Source organism: Bacillus sp. M5A3_1b (assembly GCF_053345335.1).
In genome coordinates this window covers 172565-187490 of sequence record NZ_JBKEZY010000004.1, presented here as the reverse complement: position 1 = coordinate 187490, position 14926 = coordinate 172565, and the positions used below count along the sequence as shown (strand labels likewise).

Below are 14926 nucleotides of genomic sequence, written 5' to 3'. Positions count from 1 at the left end.
AAGAGCTGTTGAGAGTAATCTCAGCAGCTCTTTTTAGTATGAGCAAATGCTAGGGAATAATCACGCCAAATTTCATTCATTTTCCGTCTACCGACATCAATCATCGGGTTAAATTGAATGGCAGCTTGTTGTCGTACGGTATGTACATGTTGGATCGCCTGTTGCAAGTGTTGTTCAACCGAATGGGATTTTGTATTTGCTTGTTTTACGATTGAATATCCAGCAACAGTTCCTTGTGCCATCGCGATTTTTCCGCTTTCAATGCCAGTTATATTGCCGGCTACAAATAAACCGGGAAGAGGGGTTTCCATTGTTTCGGAATGCAGTGGAACATGGCCGCCTAATTCCGGAATGTAACGGAAAGGACAGCCAGCTACAGCAGCAAGCTCAGCAAGAGGGTATAAGCCACCGGCAATACAAACGAAGTCTGCCTCATATATTTGTTCCGATCCAGTTATGATGTTTCCTTTCGTATCAATAGTAGCAACCCGTACACCTTCAACTTGATCTGTACCGATAATTTCAAGAGCTGCTTTTCGAAGGTGAAGTGGTGTGCCATTTATTTTCATACCGTTATTTGGATAGAAGTTTAATCCAGCTTGTTTCACCCAATTATATTTCATCAATCGACTACCTATACGTAATAAAGGTGATGGAGCAAGGTGTGCAGCATGTAAGAGAGAGTTTAAAACTTCTTCTGGTTCACCAGCCTTTTGACTTAATTCACTTTTTTCAGGAAGTACAATATGTTCCACTTTAATTCCCGCTAATTGTAATTCATTCAAAATAGCGAATGACAAAATGTTAGCGCCAATAATTACTCCTTTTCGCCCAACTTGAACGCGATGTACATTTGTCATTACTTGGGCTGCACCAATCGACATTACTCCTGGAAGTGTCCAACCAGGAAGGGGGATGGAGTACTCAGCAGCGCCAGTAGCAAGTAAAACGAACGGCGCTTCTAACGTACCGATATTCGTATGTACGAACCAAGAACTTTCATCTTTATCTAAATTATAGACGGAAATGCCGCATCGAATATCAACTGAAAGTGATTTTGCTTCTTCGTGAAGGCGTTTTGATTCTTCTATTCCGTTCCACCATTCTCCAGTAGGTTCTTGATGTAATTGTCCGAGCAACCTTCCGCCAGGCTTCATAAATTCATCAATAACAAGTACATTTAGTCCAAAACGAGCACAAGAGATGGAGGCTGACAAACCTGCTGGTCCAGCTCCGATAATAATGACATCATTCATCGCTTTTTCACCATCTCTCTCACGATATTTGGATGCTGTTTGCCGCTATTAACTACCATGTCTTTTTCAACAACAGTTAAGCATGCTCGTACGTTCGTTTGATTGTTTACTGTCACGCGGCATTCAGAACAATGCCCGATATTACAGTAAATACCTCGCGGCGTCCCGCTATCTTCATGCACTCTTAAAGTTCTTATTCCGTTTGCAAGTAAAGCGGCCGCAATCGTTTCATGTTCATATGCTTCATATTGTTGCCCGTTAAATTGGAAAGTGATGCGATTACTACTATTTAAACTCCCTAAAACAGGATGATAGGTAATTCTATTCATTTATTTTCACCTACCGCTCCGAAGGTAACTGCGCGCACTGGTGGTTGATATTTTAATGGAATTTCATTAGTAGTTACTTCAGGATTTGCACTTTCAATCATTCGATCTATCATCATTCTACATGTGCGGCCACCGCAAAATCCCATGCAAGCACGTGTTCTTAGTTTTAATTCTCTCGCCGAGCAATTATATTCAGCAATTGTCGATTGAAGTTGACCGTATGTAACTTCTTCACATCGACAAACAATTACATGATCTTTATTCGTCATATGTATTCCTCCTCTAGTTCGGTTTGCACAAATTATATAATGCAAAAACTATGCCAATATAGAGGAGGGAAACGGTTATTGTAAACCAAGTTTTTTTAAACGGTTATATAAAGTGGCTCTCGTAACACCGAGTTGTTTCGCGCACTCTAATTTATTCCCATTTAAAATGCGTAAAGCCCTCTCAATAACTTTCTTCTCATGTTCATCCATTTCTTCTTGTAAAGAAAGGATTGTATGATTGTTGCTGAGTAATAGGGAATGAGCCGTATGATTGTCTAACGTTTCAGTTGTATGAAATGGTAAATATTCTTGTTTTATAATACCGTCAGTCGCAAATACGACAAGTCTTTCAACAACGTTACGAAGTTCGCGAATATTACCTGGCCAATTGTAATGAAGTAACTCATGCATAATGCTGGAAGGTAAGTCACGAATTGGTCTGTTATAGTTGATTGAAAAATCGTTTAAAAAAGAATAGGTTAATTCAATAATATCCTCGCGTCTTTCGCGCAGCGGTGGAATATGTAAGCTAACTACATTTAGGCGATAGTATAAATCTTCTCGGAACGTTCCTTTTCTCATTTCCTCTTGTAAATCACGATTTGTAGCAGCGATAATGCGGAAATTAATATGAATCTCTTTTTCTCCACCAACTCGGTAATATTTTCGTTCTTGTAGTACACGTAAAAGCTTTACTTGCATATCGAGCGGCATTTCTCCTATTTCATCTAGGAATAATGTACCGCCTTGCGCGAGCTCTATTTTACCCTTTTTCCCTTTACTATTTGCACCAGAAAACGCCCCGCGCTCATACCCGAATAATTCACTTTCAAATAACGCTTCTGGAATGGCGCCGCAGTTAATTGAAATGAAAGGTGCTTTAGCTGCTTCACTTGCTTCATGGATTGCTTTCGCAAATACTTCTTTTCCAACACCACTTTCTCCGAGTATTAAAACTGTTGATTTCACCGAACACACCTTTCTAGCTAATTGTATCGTTCTTTGTATAACAGGACTCTTTCCATTCATCGCAAGGAAAGGGTCGGATTCATCTTTGTACTTTGCGACCTCTTGTTCTAATCGGTGCATTTCATGTGACATATTAAATAGTTTTTCATTTAAAGCAACTTGATTCGTAACATCAGTTTCTGAAACGACTGCTCCAATAATTTCATCGTTACAATACACTGGGTTTGAATTAATTAATACAAATAAATCTGGACGAGGCTGATGGAACTGTGCAATTATGCTTTTTCCGTCATGTAATGATTGCAAAATTTCCAAATCTTTATAGTCAAAAAAGCGAGTGATAGGTTGTCCAATAATTTCAGTATGGTTGACTGAAAAAATCTTTTCGGCGCCATCTGTCCAAGTACGAACACATTCTTTATCATCGATAACTGTAACAGAAGAATCAGTTGTTTGTATTACGGTGTTATAGAAAGATTGTAGTTCATTGTAAGACTTAACAAGAAACGGAATGATTTGCTGAGCCGTTATACAGCATATAGGCTCTTTATTTTCGTTTATTACGATAACAATCATTTCATGAGAAAATGCGTCAATTAAAGTGTTGAATGAATCATCTTCATCTATAACTGCACAGTTGTATTTTTCTGTAGTAGAAGGGCTGTAATAAAACTTTTCGTTAACTTGCTCAATATGTTGCAAATTGTTTGTGTGATCAATTAATAAAGTTTTTAGAAATTCTTGTATTGTGGGAAATGAGAATGCCATATTGTCCTCCTATTATGTATAAAAATTTTGACAGTGATAAAAAAATAATACACCTATTTATGATAAATTCAAAATATTTTTACAAAATAAAAATATTATTTGTAAAAAGTGTATATATGTAGAGTTGGCACGTCAATTGCATAAAAGAAAGTGAGGGAGTAAAAAGAAGGGAGGGGTGCTACGTGAGGCACTGTGACGTTTTAATAATAGGCGGTGGTATTATAGGATGTTCTATCGCTTATTACACATCAAAATATGGAAGAGACGTAACAATCATTGAAAAAGGAGAATTTGTCAGTGGGACGTCTTCACGGTGTGACGGAAATATTTTGGCTATTGATAAAGACCCAGGGTTTGATAGTCAAATGTCATTAGTAAGTCAAAGATTAGTAACTGATTTAAGTGAAGAGTTAGAGCACTCATTTGAATATAGGGCGCCAGGAAGTATTCTCGTATGTGAGTCGGACGAAGAGATGGAAGCAGCGCTGCAATGGGTAAATCGTCAAAAAGAAGCTGGATTACCATTTCGAATGCTTGATAGACAAGATATAAGAGCAGAATCACCATTTTTCGCGGACGATTTATTAGGCGGGTTAGAATGCGCAACGGATTCGACTGTAAATCCATATCTTCTCGCTTTTTCACTTCTTGCAGAATCGAAGAAGTTTGGTACGAAAGTTTTTAATCATACAGAAGTAAAAGAAATGAAAAGAGATATAGACGGTTACTTTATTGTAGAAACGACAAATGGGACGTTTACTGCGAAGCAAGTAGTAAACGCAGCTGGTGTATGGGCTCCAAAGATCGGAGAAATGTTGGATGTAAATATCCCAATTGAACCGAGAAAAGGACATATTATTGTAGCTTCAAGGCAACAACACGTTGGTTGCCGTAAAGTAATGGAATTTGGTTATTTAATTTCTAAATTTGGTGGAAAACGAAAAGTGGATGCTTTAACTGAAAAATATGGGGTAGCTCTTGTGTTTGAGCCGACAGAAAGCCAAAATTTTTTAATTGGTAGTAGTAGAGAGTTTGTAGGATTTCATACGAGGATAAATAACGAGTTAATTAAATGTATTGCGAACAGAGCAATACGCTTTTATCCGAAAATGGCGGATATGATGGTGATTCGTTCATACGCTGGATTACGTCCGTGGACAGAAGACCATTTGCCAATCATTTCACGTGTGGAACATATCCCGAATTACTTTATAGCAGCAGGGCATGAAGGGGACGGCATTAGTCTTGCCGCAGTTACTGGGAAAGTGATTGAAGAGTTATTAAATGAAAAAGAAACAATTATTCCTATTGAACCACTTCGTTTGAGTCGTTTTACAGAAAGGGTGTTAAACGGATGAGGTCACAAAGAGTCTTTACGACAATTGATACACATACAGGCGGGAATCCAACGAGAACATTGATTAGCGGACTTCCTAAGTTAATTGGAGAGACGATGGCAGAGAAGATGTTACATATGAAAAAGGAGTATGACTGGATTCGCAAATTGTTAATGAATGAACCGCGTGGTCATGATGTCATGTCAGGAGCATTATTAACAGATCCATGTCATCCTGAAGCAGATATTGGTGTTATTTACATAGAAACAGGTGGATATTTACCGATGTGTGGTCACGATACAATTGGTGTATGTACAGCTTTAATTGAATCAGGTTTAATTCCGGTAGTTGAACCGATTACTTCGTTAAAGTTAGACACGCCAGCCGGCTTAGTTGAAGTTGATATCTTTGTTCAAGATGGAAAAGCGAAAGAAGTCTCTTTCTGTAACATACCAGCTTTTTTACTGAAACATATCACCGTACAAGTCGAAGGAATTGGAACTGTTAAAGCAGATATTGCGTATGGAGGAAATTTCTATGCCATTATTGATGCGAAGTCAGTAGGTTTAGAGTTAGTACCGGAAAATGCATCTACAATTATCGATAAGGCAATTCATATTAGAAATATCATAAATGAGAAATTTGAAATCATTCATCCGCAGTATTCGTTTATTAGAGGGTTAACCCATATTGAATTTTATACGGATCCTACTCATGAAAGTGCTCATGTGAAAAATACAGTTGTCGTTCCGCCAGGAGGAATTGATCGTTCTCCATGTGGTACAGGAACATCAGCGAAGCTAGCTGTATTATACGCAAATCAAAAAATTGAAGTGGATGAAGAGTTTATTCATGAGAGTATCGTTGGCTCTTTATTTAAAGGGTGCGTCATAAATACAACATCTGTAGAAAATATTGAAGCTGTCGTAACGAAAATTACAGGTTCAGCCTGGCTTATGGGTATGCATAGATTTTTTTACAATGAAAAGGATCCGCTGAAAGAAGGCTTTTTGCTAATTCCGCCGATGGAACATGAAACGGAGGATGTAAAATGAACATTCAAAAAATGTATACAGCAGTAGACGTACACGTAAATGGCGAGGCATTTCGTGTAATAAAAGATGTACCATGTAAGTACTACTACAATTTAGAACAATTAAACGAACAATTCTCAGGTGAATTAGCAGATGAAATGCAGCTTTTATTAAATGAACCGCGTGGTTTTATCGGTTTAAATGGATGTATCGTCGTTCCTTCTATTCATTCGGAAGTCGATGCAGCTGTATTATTTTTTAATCATGAAGGATCAATTCCTCTCCACTACGGAGGTATTGTCGCAGTCATAACGATGTTACTAGAAAGCGGGTATTTAAAAAAGAGAGAGACGAATCAATACAAAATCGAAACGTTATCTGGCATATTCTCAGTCTATGCGTATGTAGAGAATGATGAAGTAGTCTCTGTTTCGTTTGAAAGCAAACTATGTTATATGATTGAGAAAAATTTACAAGTCGGTAATTTAAGTTACTCTCTCATACAGGCAGATAAAGTATATGCAGTTGTAGAAAAAGGTGCGTATTCACCAGAAATTCGTATTGAAAACATTTCTGAATTGAAAAAATGGGGAGAAGCTACACTACAAGCTATACAAAAACAATCACTTATAAAAAGACTTATTTTAGTAGATTCTTCGCAGAAAGAAAAGAACCATATAAAGTCGATTACATTTCATGAAGATAATTTCATCGTACGTTCGCCAGGATTTGTCTCTACTATTGTGTCTTTTGTTCATACATTATTTAAAAATGATTATATAGCGGATAAACCTTTTATAAATGAAAGTATATTTAATAGCTTTATAACTGTTGAAAAAGTGAAGAAGGAAGAAACGGGTTACATTTTCCGTTTCGAAAGTAGAGGTTTTATTACAGGGATGCAGACGTTTCTATTAGACCATACAGATCCGTTTCCGACAGGATTTTTACTAAAATAAAATGGTAAAGGGAGAGATAAATATGAAAAAAATTAAAGGGGCATTTCCAGTATTAATCACACCGATGGATGAGTTGCAAGAAATTAATTGGAACGGTGTAAAACAAAACGTAAACTATTTTATTGAGCAAAAAGTAGCTGGCATTATTATTAATGGAAGTACAGGGGAGTTTGTTAGTTTATCAAAAGAAGAACGATTTAAAATGGTAGAAACAGTATTAAAAGAAGTTGATGGCCGTATTCCAGTTATTGTAGGAACTGCAGCAGAAACGACGAAAGAAACGATTGAATATACGAAACATGCAGAAGCACACGGAGCGGATTGCGCATTAATTATTAACTCGTACTATTGTAAGCCGAAAGAAGAGGAAATTTATTTTCATTTTAAAGAAATCTCAAACGCTGTAAATATACCAATTATGTTATACAATAATCCGTTTACTTCTGGTGTTGATATGAGTACAGAGCTCATGCTACGTATTGGAAAAGAATGTGAAAATGTTACACATATTAAAGAATCTAGCGGAGATATTCGTAAAGCAAGAGATTTAGTACGACAAGGCGAAGGTGCTTTTCAAGTATTCTGTGGATCTGAAGATTTAGTTATGGAATCTTATTTAGTAGGTGCAACGGGATGGGTTTCAGTAGCAGGAAATATCGTGCCGGGACTTGTTACGAAAATGTATGAGCATTTCCAAAATGGTGAATTAGAAAAAGCTTGGGAAATAAACGATGCTATTTTACCTCTTTGCGAGTTTCTTGAAGGATCAGGAAAATATGTACAAATTGTTAAACGCTCAATGGAATTACACGGGCAAGCAGGGGGACCTTCTCGTTATCCGAGACTCGGATTAACTGAAGAAGAAGATCAAAAACTTCAAACGATTATTTCAAAAATTGCAGCTCATGCAGCTGTTTAAATAAGGAGGAGAGCATATATGTTAACGACAAACATTGAGCTGAGACCAAAAGTGAAAGCGTTTTTAAATGAAGAAATTAAAATGTTTATTAATGGTGAATTTGTACCTTCCATTAGCGGGAAGACATTTGAGACATACAATCCAGCAACAGAAGATGTTTTAGCTGTCGTATGCGAAGCGCGAGAAGAGGATATTGATGTAGCGGTAAAAGCTGCAAGATCTGCATTTGAATCAGGACCTTGGGTAGAAATGACTACCGCTGAAAGAGCGCACCTTATTTATAAATTAGCAGACTTAATTGAAGAGCATGGAGAAGAATTAGCGCAGTTAGAAGCTTTAGATAATGGAAAACCATATCAAGTAGCACTGGATGATGATATTGCAGCGACTGTAGAAAATTATCGTTATTATGCGGGATGGGCTACGAAAATTATCGGGCAAACGATTCCGATTTCAAAAGATTACTTAAATTACACACGCCATGAACCTGTTGGCGTTGTAGGTCAAATTATTCCTTGGAATTTTCCACTCGTTATGTCTTCTTGGAAAATGGGAGCTGCACTAGCAACAGGTTGTACAATCGTATTAAAACCAGCAGAGCAAACGCCTTTATCGTTATTATATACAGCGAAGCTCTTTAAAGAAGCAGGTTTTCCAAACGGTGTTGTAAACTTTGTTCCAGGTTTTGGCCCTGAAGCAGGAGCTGCAATCGTAAACCATCATGATATTGATAAAGTAGCCTTCACAGGTTCAACAGTTACAGGGAAATATATTATGCGTCAATCTGCAGAAACAATTAAACATGTAACGTTAGAACTTGGTGGTAAATCACCAAATATCATTTTAGAAGATGCTGATTTAGAAGAAGCGATTAACGGTGCATTCCAAGGCATTATGTATAATCACGGCCAAAATTGTAGTGCTGGATCTCGCGTGTTCGTTCACCGAAAACATTACGAAACAGTCGTAAATGAACTAGTGAAAATGGCGAATAACGTGAAACTTGGAGCAGGTATGGAGAAGGAAACGGAAATGGGGCCACTCGTATCTAAAAAGCAACAAGAACGTGTGCTACATTACATTGAACAAGGAAAAGCAGAAGGCGCTACTGTTGCTGCTGGTGGTGAACGGGCATTTGAAAAAGGATATTTTGTACAGCCAACAGTTTTCACAAATGTTACTGATGATATGACAATTGTGAAAGAAGAAATTTTTGGACCAGTTGTCGTTGTACTTCCATTTGATTCAACAGAAGAGGTTATCGAAAGAGCAAATCGCTCTTCATACGGACTCGCTGCGGGCGTATGGACACAAAATATTAAAACAGGACATCAAGTTGCCAATAAATTAAAGGCAGGAACAGTATGGATTAATGATTATAACTTAGAAAATGCAGCTGCACCATTTGGTGGGTTTAAACAATCTGGAATCGGTCGTGAGTTAGGTTCATATGCGCTTGATAACTATACAGAAGTGAAAAGCGTTTGGGTAAATATAAAGTAATAGAGAATCTAACTGTTAATAAATAGAGGGATGAAATAATGAGAGATACGGACAACTGTAAGGTTTAATAATAGTTGTCCGTTTTCTTATATATAAAATAGTTTTCAAAAGAATGTTAAGGGGGATTTGGATGGAGCAATTAGTAGAGTGGTTAGTAGGGCAAGTATGGAGTATTGGGTTAGTTGTTTTTGCATTAGGGGCAGGTGTGTATTTTACAATTGCCACTCGTTTTTTGCAAATTCGTTATTTTAAAGAGATGATTAAACTATTATTTGAAGGGAAGAGCTCGGAGACGGGAATTTCATCCTTTCAAGCATTTTGTTTAGCGTTATCTGGTAGGGTTGGAATAGGTAATATCGCAGGGGTCGCGACAGCAATCGCTTTTGGCGGACCAGGAGCTGTGTTTTGGATGTGGGTAATGGCTCTTTTAGGAGCAGCGAGTGCATTTGTTGAATCAACATTATCTCAAGTGTATAAAAGTAAAGTTGGGAATGAATACCGAGGTGGTACACCATATTTCATTGAAAAAGGCCTGGAAATGAAATGGTTTGCAGTTATTGTAGCGGTCGTTGTAACACTTTCATATGGCGTTTTATTACCAGGTATTCAATCTAGTAGTATCGCAGTTGGTTTTGAAAACTCTAACGGTATTAGTAAATATATAACTGGTATATTGTTAGTCGTATTATTAGCAGCGATCATTTTTGGTGGCGTAAAGAGAATAGCTGGCGTTTCGCAAATGCTCGTTCCATTTATGGCAATAGGTTATGTAATTGTTACATGTATCGTATTAATTGCGAATGTAACAGAAATTCCAAGTATGTTCGCTTTAATTTTCTCTAGTGCTTTTGGTGTAAATGAAATGTTTGGCGGAATCGTTGGTGCAGCAATCGCTTGGGGCGTAAAGCGTGCTGTATTTTCAAATGTTGCTGGTGTTGGAGAAGCGACGTATAGCTCCGCTGCTGCTGAAGTATCCCATCCTGCAAAACAAGGGTTAGTTCAAGCGTTTTCTGTATATATCGATACAATTGTTGTATGTACAGCGACAGCTCTTATGATTTTAATAACAGGTATGTATAATGTTATACCGGAAGGGAAAAGCGCTATTGTAAAAAATATAGGGAATGTTGATGCAGGTCCAATTTATACACAACAAGCAGTTGAAACTGTTATGACAGGGTTTGGTCCATTATTCATTTCAATCGCAATCTTCTTCTTCGCATTTACAACTTTACTCGCATACTACTATATCGCTGAAACGACACTTACTTATTTAGATCGTGAGCTTAAACATAGCTGGTTAAAACCAGTTTTAAAAATTGGATTTTTAATTATGGTTTACATCGGTAGCGTAGAATCAGCGTCGCTTTTATGGAATCTTGGAGATTTAGGAATCGGTAGCATGGCATGGTTAAACTTAATTGCGATTCTACTATTAAGTAAAATCGCATTAAAAGTGTTAAAAGATTATGAAGCACAGAAAAAGGAAGGGAAAGATCCCGTGTTTGATCCTAAAAAAGTTGGGATTGAAGGATTAGTTTTTTGGGAGGAGAGAAGTAAAGAGATTGAAAGGAAAAACTATAAAGAACAAACGGTAGAGGATGATAGTCTGAAATTATAGTTAAAATAAACTGAATATTCATTCTTTTTAGTGTTGTATATTGCCTTCTTTTCATCACATACTACAATAGGTACACATAATTGGAATGGAGGTAATAATAAAATGGAACACGAACAACATAGTTCAGTAAATGACGTTCTACATCATTATAAAGAAGGAATCGGTAGTTTTACAAACCAAATTCCTGAAATTGCTGAAACATATAATGCATTCACGCAAGCTTGTTTTCAAGAGGGTTCTTTAACTAAAAGAGAAAAACAACTTATCGCATTAGGAATTAGTCTAGCAACGCAAGATGAATATTGTACCGTTTATCATACAAAAGGTTGTCTTGATCAAGGGTGTTCAGATAAAGAAATTTTGGAAGCGTGTGGTGTATCAGCGGCATTTGCTGGCGGAGCTGCAATGAGTCAAGCGGTAACATTAGTACAAGAGTGTTTAAGTGAACTGAAAAATCAGAAGCATTGAATGTAAAAGAACGTTTTAAACTTTATGTTTAAAACGTTCTTTTACGTGAGATTAAATTTGAGTATAAAAAGTATCTGGTATGTGATGTATTAAAGTAAGAATTTTAAATTTAGTCGGAATGAGAAATAACAACTATTTATTTAGTATTAAGATTTTCTAAAAAGTTTCAATTGTTTCATATAATCAATAGCTTTTGTTTTGTTCTTTTGTTTACATACATATTCGAATTCATTCTTATCTCGATAATAACAATTCATTATTTCTTCTGTAAGAAATCCATCGGAAATAGCTTTTTTAATTGCGCAATGTGGTTCATTTGTATGAGTGCAGTTAGAGAATTTACAGCTCATAGATATCTCTTCGATATCTTCATAGCCAAGATTAAAGTTGTCCTCATGTTTTATTAAGTCAAAACCTGTGTTACTAATGGTTAATCCCTCCACTTTTCAATGAGTTTTTTAGAAGTACGCATACAAAAATTCTACCGTCTTTAAGTTGTATGTAATTTAACATTCCATATTTTTATAAATCGATTTCTCCACGTCAGGAAGAACTCTGTATATGCTCTTACCGATTAAAGATTCTAATTCATTCTTAATTGTATAGAAACCTTTCCAATGTAAAGAAGAATGAGAGGTTGTTCCATGTCGTAAACCAACTGAAATTAATCTTTTTTCAAGAGTAGTAAAGCCTTCTGCATCAGCAAGTGCGTCACAAAGGGTAATGACCTTATTGTATAAGTCGTAGTCACTATTTTTATTTAAAATTTCAATTAATCGGCTTTTCATATAATCAGGAACAAGGGACCACTCCGCTGCTATGTCTAAATGTTCATTTTTGCACGGGAATGAATGTGTCACGCAAATAATCGCGTTTCCTATATAGCCTAAATCATTCATATACATATAACCATCATAGGAATGAATAACAGATTTAGTAAAACCTTTATACCGTCCTATATCATGCAGGAGAGCTGCATTATATGCTATGTCAGCATTTAGGTCATACCCATTATTAATAAGTTCTACAGCTATCTTTTCAGTTGCAAGAGCAACATTATATGAATGTTTGAACCACGGACCTGGGTTTTGTTCATATGCCCACTCGAGAAGTTCTCTTGCGTATGTCCTATCTAATATATACTTCATATAAGTATCCTTTCTCTAAAAAATTGTACTTTAAATAATTTCATCTTAGTAACCCGTTTTTCCTTCCTTAAAACTTGGTACAATGAAACAAAAGGGGGGATTAGTAATGCAAAATGTAGTAATTGAAGAGATTAAGCAAATAAATGATGATATGGAAGAGCTTTCTAAACTTTTGAAAACGGTTGTAGATGATGGGGCGTCAATTGGTTTTTTACCTCCACTGGAACAAATAGAATCAACAAAGTATTGGGAAACTGTTTTAGCACCAGAAGTGATCTTGTATGTTGCTAAAATAAATAATGAAGTGGCAGGGAGTATTCAATTACATTTAGTTACAAAGCCTAATGGGATTCATAGAGCTGAAATTTGCAAGTTAATGACTCACCCGAACTTTAGACGTAACGGCATTGGACGTTCGCTTATGCAAAAAGCAGAGGAAAGAGCAAAGCAAGAAAATAGATCTCTTATAGTGTTAGATACGAGAGAAGGAGACCCTTCTAATAGATTGTATAAATCATTAGACTATAAAGAAGTTGGAAAAATACTAGAATATGCAATATCTCCAAATGGTAATTTAGATGCAACGGTTATTTATTATAAAATGATTTAGTATTTTTATTTAAAAAGAGGGATATTTTCAAACGAAAAATCTGTTATTAGGTCTGAGTATTGATTTGTAAAAAGATTGATAACCCCCTGTATAATAGGGGGTTTCTTTTCATTCATTAACTTCATATTGAATGTTCAATTTGAGGGCCAATTTGTATAAGGTTTTAACAGTTGTATAAGAGGTATTACTTAAATAAGGATTTTGAAGTCTTTTGGTGAATATTAAATGTTAATCTAAAAGATGGAGGTTGCTGTGATGTTGAAACTGTTTCAATATAACTGGCAAGTTCGTGATGATTGGTTTACATGGTGCGAAGACATATCGGCCGAAGAACTGGTAAAGAAACGGGTCGGTGGATTCGGCAGTATACTACATACCCTATTTCATATTGTAGATGTGGAATATATGTGGATCTTAGGGTTGCGTGGTGAATCAGTGCCTGAGGAGCCATTGTTTGAAGAGTATGCCAGCTTACAAAAAGTGAAAAATCTTTCAGCTCAATACCACGGGAAAGTGAAGCCATTTGTGACCTCTTGGACAAATGAAATGGATTCTCGGAAACTTTCAAAAGCTGACTTCAATGAAGAGCCGATTAGCTCAAGAGACGCACCAATTAGGCGCCGAGTCATTGAATGTACACACGGAGAGTTAATAAGTCATGTCATTGTCCACGAAATCCACCATATCGGCCAGTTATCTATATGGGCACGTGAAATCGGAAAGGAGCCAGTTTCCGCAAATCTGAGAGGGAGAGGGCTATTTGATAACTAGACTAACTTTGCCAATTTCGTAATTTATTTATAAACGAATAGTTTAATTTAGTATATTTAACACCGTCTATATTTCTCTAGCGGTGTTATTTGAATGTATCAATAAAATTTATTTAATGTACTAAATGAATTTGAGAAAGTTTTTAGAGGGTTCTTTTAGGTATGTTCTTCGACTTATAATTGATGTAGAGAAGATGACTAGCCGACTATAGTTATTTTCGCTTTATTATGGGAAAGGGGATGATGGGATGAGAACGAAAGGTTTACAGAAGGTGAAGAAAGTTATATTAAGTGGTGGTATATTACTTACGGGATTGTTAACTTTCGGTTTTTCAGAAAAAGCTTCAGCTCATGGATATGTTGAATCACCAGCGAGCCGTTCTTATTTATGTAAGCAAGGGGTAAATGTAAATTGCGGACCAATTCAATACGAGCCGCAAAGTGTAGAAGGAATAGGTGGATTCCCGCAATTAGGACCTTCTGATGGACAAATCGCAGGAGCAGGCCATTTTCCTGCTTTAGACGTTCAATCAGTTGATAGGTGGAAGAAAGTTACGTTAAACGGCGGGACGAATACATTCAAGTGGAAACTAACCGCACCTCATAGTACGAAAGAATGGAAATACTATATTACGAAAAAAGATTGGAATCCAAATAAGCCGTTAACAAGGTCTGATTTAGATTTAGTGCCATTCTATGTGAAAAATGATGGGGGAACAAGACCAGGAACTTCAGTAACTCATGAAGCGAATGTACCTACTGATAGAAATGGATATCACCTTATTTTAGCTGTTTGGGAAATTGCAGATACTGGGAATGCATTTTATCAAGTTATAGATGTTAACCTTGTAAATAACGGTTTAGCATCAAATTTTCCGCTAAATCATGTAGTGCAAGCTCCTAGCTTATTTTAAATAAAATATACATTTTGATCATCTAATTCATTTTAGATGATCTTTTTTTACG

At 36.4% G+C, this 14926-nt stretch carries 16 protein-coding genes; 10 read left to right on the top strand and 6 right to left on the bottom strand.

Annotated elements, in window-relative coordinates:
• Nucleotides 1-20: 20 nt before the first annotated feature.
• The 4 genes from ACLBWW_RS13550 to ACLBWW_RS13535 form a co-directional block, all read right to left on the bottom strand.
• Nucleotides 21-1256: an NAD(P)/FAD-dependent oxidoreductase gene (locus ACLBWW_RS13550; RefSeq protein ID WP_098089849.1), complete on the bottom strand. Its 1236-nt coding sequence runs from the start codon at nucleotides 1254-1256 to the stop codon at nucleotides 21-23.
• Entirely contained in the window at nucleotides 1253-1585 is a 333-nt protein-coding gene (locus ACLBWW_RS13545; protein WP_048547433.1) for a (2Fe-2S)-binding protein, read from the bottom strand. The genes ACLBWW_RS13550 and ACLBWW_RS13545 overlap by 4 nt, the downstream gene beginning before the upstream one ends.
• Nucleotides 1582-1854, bottom strand: coding sequence for a (2Fe-2S)-binding protein (locus ACLBWW_RS13540; protein WP_048547431.1), 273 nt, complete (start codon nucleotides 1852-1854; stop codon nucleotides 1582-1584). The genes ACLBWW_RS13545 and ACLBWW_RS13540 overlap by 4 nt, the downstream gene beginning before the upstream one ends.
• Before the next feature lie 75 nt (nucleotides 1855-1929).
• Nucleotides 1930-3591, bottom strand: coding sequence for a sigma-54 interaction domain-containing protein (locus tag ACLBWW_RS13535; protein WP_048547429.1), 1662 nt, complete (start codon nucleotides 3589-3591; stop codon nucleotides 1930-1932).
• 182 nt (nucleotides 3592-3773) lie between these two features.
• Here ACLBWW_RS13535 and ACLBWW_RS13530 point away from each other — a divergent pair, with 182 nt between their 5' ends.
• The 7 genes from ACLBWW_RS13530 to ACLBWW_RS13500 all read left to right on the top strand — a co-directional run bounded on the left by ACLBWW_RS13530 (nucleotide 3774) and on the right by ACLBWW_RS13500 (nucleotide 11432).
• Nucleotides 3774-4949, top strand: coding sequence for an NAD(P)/FAD-dependent oxidoreductase (locus ACLBWW_RS13530; protein ID WP_447614073.1), 1176 nt, complete (start codon nucleotides 3774-3776; stop codon nucleotides 4947-4949).
• Entirely contained in the window at nucleotides 4946-5983 is a 1038-nt protein-coding gene (locus tag ACLBWW_RS13525) for a proline racemase family protein (protein ID WP_098047717.1), read from the top strand. The genes ACLBWW_RS13530 and ACLBWW_RS13525 overlap by 4 nt, the downstream gene beginning before the upstream one ends.
• On the top strand, nucleotides 5980-6921 hold the full coding sequence (locus ACLBWW_RS13520) for a proline racemase family protein (RefSeq protein ID WP_098221994.1): 942 nt from the start codon (nucleotides 5980-5982) through the stop codon (nucleotides 6919-6921). The genes ACLBWW_RS13525 and ACLBWW_RS13520 overlap by 4 nt, the downstream gene beginning before the upstream one ends.
• 1 nt (nucleotide 6922) lies before the next feature.
• Entirely contained in the window at nucleotides 6923-7840 is a 918-nt protein-coding gene (gene dapA, locus ACLBWW_RS13515; RefSeq protein ID WP_116442984.1) for a 4-hydroxy-tetrahydrodipicolinate synthase, read from the top strand.
• Between the two features lie 18 nt (nucleotides 7841-7858).
• A complete protein-coding gene (locus ACLBWW_RS13510; RefSeq protein ID WP_048547420.1) occupies nucleotides 7859-9343 on the top strand; it encodes an aldehyde dehydrogenase family protein in 1485 nt (494 codons plus the stop codon).
• A 130-nt stretch (nucleotides 9344-9473) separates the two neighbouring features.
• Nucleotides 9474-10964, top strand: a complete 1491-nt coding sequence (locus ACLBWW_RS13505) for an alanine/glycine:cation symporter family protein (protein ID WP_098221991.1) — start codon at nucleotides 9474-9476, stop codon at nucleotides 10962-10964.
• A gap of 30 nt (nucleotides 10965-10994) precedes the next feature.
• Nucleotides 10995-11432: a carboxymuconolactone decarboxylase family protein gene (locus ACLBWW_RS13500; RefSeq protein ID WP_165775556.1), complete on the top strand. Its 438-nt coding sequence runs from the start codon at nucleotides 10995-10997 to the stop codon at nucleotides 11430-11432.
• A gap of 146 nt (nucleotides 11433-11578) precedes the next feature.
• Here the strand turns inward: ACLBWW_RS13500 and ACLBWW_RS13495 are convergent, their stop codons facing one another.
• The gene (locus tag ACLBWW_RS13495; RefSeq protein ID WP_048547416.1) at nucleotides 11579-11875 is read right to left on the bottom strand and encodes a hypothetical protein; all 297 of its coding nucleotides are present in this window, start codon (nucleotides 11873-11875) and stop codon (nucleotides 11579-11581) included.
• A gap of 63 nt (nucleotides 11876-11938) precedes the next feature.
• The gene (locus tag ACLBWW_RS13490) at nucleotides 11939-12580 is read right to left on the bottom strand and encodes an HD domain-containing protein (RefSeq protein WP_098047713.1); all 642 of its coding nucleotides are present in this window, start codon (nucleotides 12578-12580) and stop codon (nucleotides 11939-11941) included.
• Between the two features lie 106 nt (nucleotides 12581-12686).
• Here ACLBWW_RS13490 and ACLBWW_RS13485 point away from each other — a divergent pair, with 106 nt between their 5' ends.
• From ACLBWW_RS13485 to ACLBWW_RS13475, 3 genes are all read left to right on the top strand, one after another.
• Entirely contained in the window at nucleotides 12687-13190 is a 504-nt protein-coding gene (locus tag ACLBWW_RS13485; protein ID WP_447614072.1) for a GNAT family N-acetyltransferase, read from the top strand.
• A 255-nt stretch (nucleotides 13191-13445) separates the two neighbouring features.
• A complete protein-coding gene (locus ACLBWW_RS13480) occupies nucleotides 13446-13961 on the top strand; it encodes a DinB family protein (RefSeq protein WP_098076159.1) in 516 nt (171 codons plus the stop codon).
• A gap of 247 nt (nucleotides 13962-14208) precedes the next feature.
• A complete protein-coding gene (locus tag ACLBWW_RS13475; protein WP_048547409.1) occupies nucleotides 14209-14874 on the top strand; it encodes a lytic polysaccharide monooxygenase in 666 nt (221 codons plus the stop codon).
• The last annotated feature ends 52 nt before the right edge of the window (nucleotides 14875-14926 follow it).

Excerpts from the sequence above, each read along its gene's own strand:
- ACLBWW_RS13550 (WP_098089849.1), bottom strand. The coding sequence starts at position 1,256 with ATGAATGATGTCATTATTATCGGAGCTGGACCAGCAGGTTTGTCAGCC.
- ACLBWW_RS13545 (WP_048547433.1), bottom strand. The coding sequence starts at position 1,585 with ATGAATAGAATTACCTATCATCCTGTTTTAGGGAGTTTAAATAGTAGT.
- ACLBWW_RS13540 (WP_048547431.1), bottom strand. The coding sequence starts at position 1,854 with ATGACGAATAAAGATCATGTAATTGTTTGTCGATGTGAAGAAGTTACA.
- ACLBWW_RS13535 (WP_048547429.1), bottom strand. The coding sequence starts at position 3,591 with ATGGCATTCTCATTTCCCACAATACAAGAATTTCTAAAAACTTTATTA.
- ACLBWW_RS13525 (WP_098047717.1), top strand. The coding sequence starts at position 4,946 with ATGAGGTCACAAAGAGTCTTTACGACAATTGATACACATACAGGCGGG.
- ACLBWW_RS13520 (WP_098221994.1), top strand. The coding sequence starts at position 5,980 with ATGAACATTCAAAAAATGTATACAGCAGTAGACGTACACGTAAATGGC.
- dapA (WP_116442984.1), top strand. The coding sequence starts at position 6,923 with ATGGTAAAGGGAGAGATAAATATGAAAAAAATTAAAGGGGCATTTCCA.
- ACLBWW_RS13510 (WP_048547420.1), top strand. The coding sequence starts at position 7,859 with ATGTTAACGACAAACATTGAGCTGAGACCAAAAGTGAAAGCGTTTTTA.
- ACLBWW_RS13505 (WP_098221991.1), top strand. The coding sequence starts at position 9,474 with ATGGAGCAATTAGTAGAGTGGTTAGTAGGGCAAGTATGGAGTATTGGG.
- ACLBWW_RS13490 (WP_098047713.1), bottom strand. The coding sequence starts at position 12,580 with ATGAAGTATATATTAGATAGGACATACGCAAGAGAACTTCTCGAGTGG.
- ACLBWW_RS13485 (WP_447614072.1), top strand. The coding sequence starts at position 12,687 with ATGCAAAATGTAGTAATTGAAGAGATTAAGCAAATAAATGATGATATG.
- ACLBWW_RS13480 (WP_098076159.1), top strand. The coding sequence starts at position 13,446 with ATGTTGAAACTGTTTCAATATAACTGGCAAGTTCGTGATGATTGGTTT.
- ACLBWW_RS13475 (WP_048547409.1), top strand. The coding sequence starts at position 14,209 with ATGAGAACGAAAGGTTTACAGAAGGTGAAGAAAGTTATATTAAGTGGT.